This window comes from Saliniramus sp. (genome assembly GCF_035311605.1).
Classification (GTDB): domain Bacteria; phylum Pseudomonadota; class Alphaproteobacteria; order Rhizobiales; family Beijerinckiaceae; genus Saliniramus.
Genome location: NZ_DATGCW010000339.1, coordinates 1 through 3,392 on the forward strand (window position 1 = coordinate 1; position 3,392 = coordinate 3,392).

General features: G+C 62.6%; 3 protein-coding genes. 2 read left to right on the forward strand and 1 reads right to left on the reverse strand.

All coding sequences use genetic code 11. The features are described from left to right. Positions 1-692, reverse strand: a 692-nt coding sequence (locus VKP01_RS15035) for an alpha/beta hydrolase (protein WP_324413695.1), incomplete at its 3' end; no start/stop codon positions are given. A gap of 351 nt (positions 693-1,043) precedes the next feature. Here VKP01_RS15035 and VKP01_RS15040 point away from each other — a divergent pair. Then, positions 1,044-2,213: a cysteine desulfurase family protein gene (locus VKP01_RS15040; protein WP_324413697.1), complete on the forward strand. Its 1,170-nt coding sequence runs from the start codon at positions 1,044-1,046 to the stop codon at positions 2,211-2,213. A 65-nt stretch (positions 2,214-2,278) separates the two neighbouring features. Continuing rightward, positions 2,279-3,392 (forward strand): Fe-S cluster assembly protein SufB (gene sufB / locus VKP01_RS15045; protein WP_324413699.1); only part of this gene is annotated, 1,114 nt, incomplete at its 3' end.

Genomic DNA, 3,392 nt, shown 5'->3' on the forward strand with positions numbered 1-3,392 from the left:
GCCGCCGGGGCCTCCTGGCTTTCGACGGGCGCCTCGCTTCTGCTTGCCGGCTTGTGACCGAGACGACCGTCGAGATAGGCGCCGACCTGCACCATCAGATCATCGACCTTGCCGTCGAAGAAGTGGTTTGCGCCTTCCACGACGGTATGCTCGATCTTGATGCCCTTTTGCGTCTTCACTTTCTCGATAACGCTCATCACTTCCTTGACCGGCGAGACCCGGTCCTCCGAGCCGTGGACGAAAAGGCCGGAGGAGGGGCAGGGGGCTAGGAACGAGAAATCGTAGCGATTGGCCATGGCGCCGATCGAGATGAAGCCCTCGATCTCCGGACGGCGCATCAGGAGCTGCATGCCGATCCAGGCGCCGAAGCTCACACCGGCGATCCAGCAGGCGCGGGCATCCGGGTTCATGGTCTGCGCCCAGTCGAGCGCCGCCGCCGCATCCGACAACTCGCCGGCACCGTGATCGAAGGCACCCTGTGAACGCCCGACACCGCGCGAATTGAAGCGCAGAACCGAAAAGCCGCGATCCACGAAATCGTAGAACAGATTGTAGACGATCTGGTTGTTCATCGTCCCGCCGAATTGCGGGTGGGGATGAAGCACGATGGCGATCGGTGCGTTTTTCTTCTTGGCGGGCTGGTATCGCCCCTCCAGTCGACCGGCGGGGCCGGCGAAGATCACCTCAGGCATGCATATTCCTCTTTGAACGCCGTGCAGCGCAGCCGCATCGCCGGGCGTCGTGGCTACACCAAACACTTTCGTCAGCGCTTTCCTGTGCGACATACGCAAAAGCGCGTATAAAAACTGCCGGATTGCCCTGCGAAGCCTTGACTTCCGACCGGGAGGCTCCCTAAATCCGCCTTAGAATTGTTCTAAGCGACTAGAATGATTCCAAACTGGGTTCGCTCCCGGATCGCGTCACCATTATGTGGTGAGCGGTCCTTAGCATGGCAAGCGGGGGCAAATGCAAGAATTTCGTGATGCGAAACGCGTTTTTCGCATCTTTGACAGCCTCTGATAGCAAGGAGCCATCGGCTCGGTATGAACACAGCCAACCGCACCTATCTCGATTACAACGCCACGGCCCCGATGCGGGCGCAGGCGCGGGATATGCTCGTGCGTGTCCTGGGCGATGTCGGGAATGCCTCTTCCGTGCATCGCGAGGGGCGCGCGGCGCGGGGGATCATCGAGACGGCGCGCGACCGCATCGCGGATCTGGTCGGCGGGCGGGGGAAGAACGTCATTTTCACGGGATCGGGCTCCGAGGCCAACAATCTGGTGCTGGCGCCGGGCTTTCGGCGCGTCGACGGTGCGCCCGCGCAGACGCTTCTCGTCGGCGCCGGGGAACATCCCTGCGTGCTCGAAGGGCATCGCTTCGATTCGCAGGCCGTGGAGCACATCCCGCTTCGCGCCGACGGTCTCGTCGATCTCGCATGGCTGGAAGCGCGGCTGGCCGATCTCGCCGGCGCGCCGGTGCTGGTCTCGATCCAGCTCGCCAACAACGAAACCGGTGCGATCCAGCCGGTCGGCGAGGCGGCTTCGCTGGTGCGCGCGGTGGGCGGGCTGATGCATTGCGACGCGGTGCAGGCGGCGGGCAAGATCGGGGTCGATATCGAAGCGCTCGGCGTTGACGCCCTGACGCTTTCGGCCCACAAGCTCGGCGGTCCGCAGGGTGTCGGTGCGCTGGTTCTCGCCGGCGAGGGCTATGTGCTCGACCGCCTGGTGCGCGGCGGCGGGCAGGAGCGCAACTGGCGCGCCGGTACGGAGAATGTCGCGGGCATCGCGGCCTTCGGCGAGGCAGCGCGGGTGGCGGGCGAAGCGCTGGGCGAAGAGGAGTCCCGGCTGCGGGATCTGCGGGCGGAGTTCGAGACGGCGATCCGTGAAAACTGCCCGGATGCGGTGATCTTCTGCGAAGCTGCGCCGCGCCTGCCCAATACCATTCTCTTCGCCGTCCCCGGCAAGCGGGCCGAGACGGCGCTGATCGCGCTCGATCTGAACGGCGCGGCGCTCTCCTCGGGCTCCGCCTGTTCCTCGGGCAAGGTGAAATCTTCGCATGTTCTGGAGGCGATGGGAGTTGCTCCCGCGCTGTCGGAAGCTGCGTTGCGGTTGAGTTTCGGGTGGGAGACGCAAAAAGACGCGGTGACACACTTCACAGCGGCTTTTGCGAGACTACTTTCGAATCGAAACCAAAATTCGGAATGCGCGGCATAAGCCGTGTGTCGATAGGTTGTTCAACGGCCAGTCCGCGGCCCTTGAAGCCGTGAGAGGAGGGTGACATGCCTGCAGTGCAGGAAACGATCGATCGCGTTAAGGAAATCGACGTCGATCAGTACAAGTATGGCTTCGAGACCATCATCGAGATGGAGAAGGCCCCCAAGGGCTTGAGCGAAGACATCATCCGCTTCATTTCGGCCAAGAAGGAAGAGCCGGAATGGATGCTGGAATGGCGTCTCGACGCCTATCGCCGCTGGCTGACCATGCAGGAGCCGGACTGGGCGCGCGTCAGCTATCCCAAGATAGATTTCAACGATATCTACTATTACGCCGCTCCGAAGTCGAACGAGGCGCCGAAGTCGCTCGACGAGGTCGATCCTGAGATCCTCAAGACCTACGAGAAGCTGGGCATTCCGCTGCGTGAGCAGGAAATGCTCGCCGGCATCGCCCCGGAGAACCGGGTCGCGGTCGACGCGGTGTTCGATTCCGTCTCCGTCGCCACGACCTTCAAGAAGGAACTGGCCGATGCGGGCGTGATCTTCTGCTCGATCTCGGAAGCCGTTCGGGAATACCCCGAGCTGGTGAAGAAGTATCTCGGCACCGTCGTGCCCAAGAGCGACAACTACTATGCCGCGCTGAACTCCGCCGTCTTCACCGACGGGTCGTTCGTCTATGTGCCGCCGGGCGTGCGCTGCCCGATGGAACTCTCGACCTATTTCCGCATCAACGAGAAGAATACCGGCCAGTTCGAGCGCACGCTGATCATCGCCGACGAGGGCGCCTATGTCAGCTATCTCGAAGGCTGCACGGCACCCCAGCGCGACGAGAACCAGCTTCACGCCGCCGTGGTCGAACTCGTGACGCTCGATGAAGCGGAGATCAAATATTCCACCGTGCAGAACTGGTATCCCGGCGATGCCGAGGGCAAGGGCGGGATCTACAACTTCGTCACCAAGCGCGGCGATTGCCGGGGCAAGAACTCGGTCATCACCTGGACTCAGGTCGAGACCGGCTCCGCCATCACCTGGAAATACCCGTCCTGCATCCTGCGCGGTGACGGTTCGCGCGGTGAGTTCTATTCGATCGCGGTCTCGAACGGGCGCCAGCAGATCGATTCCGGCACCAAGATGATCCATCTGGGCAAGAACACCACCAGCCGGATCATCTCCAAGGGCA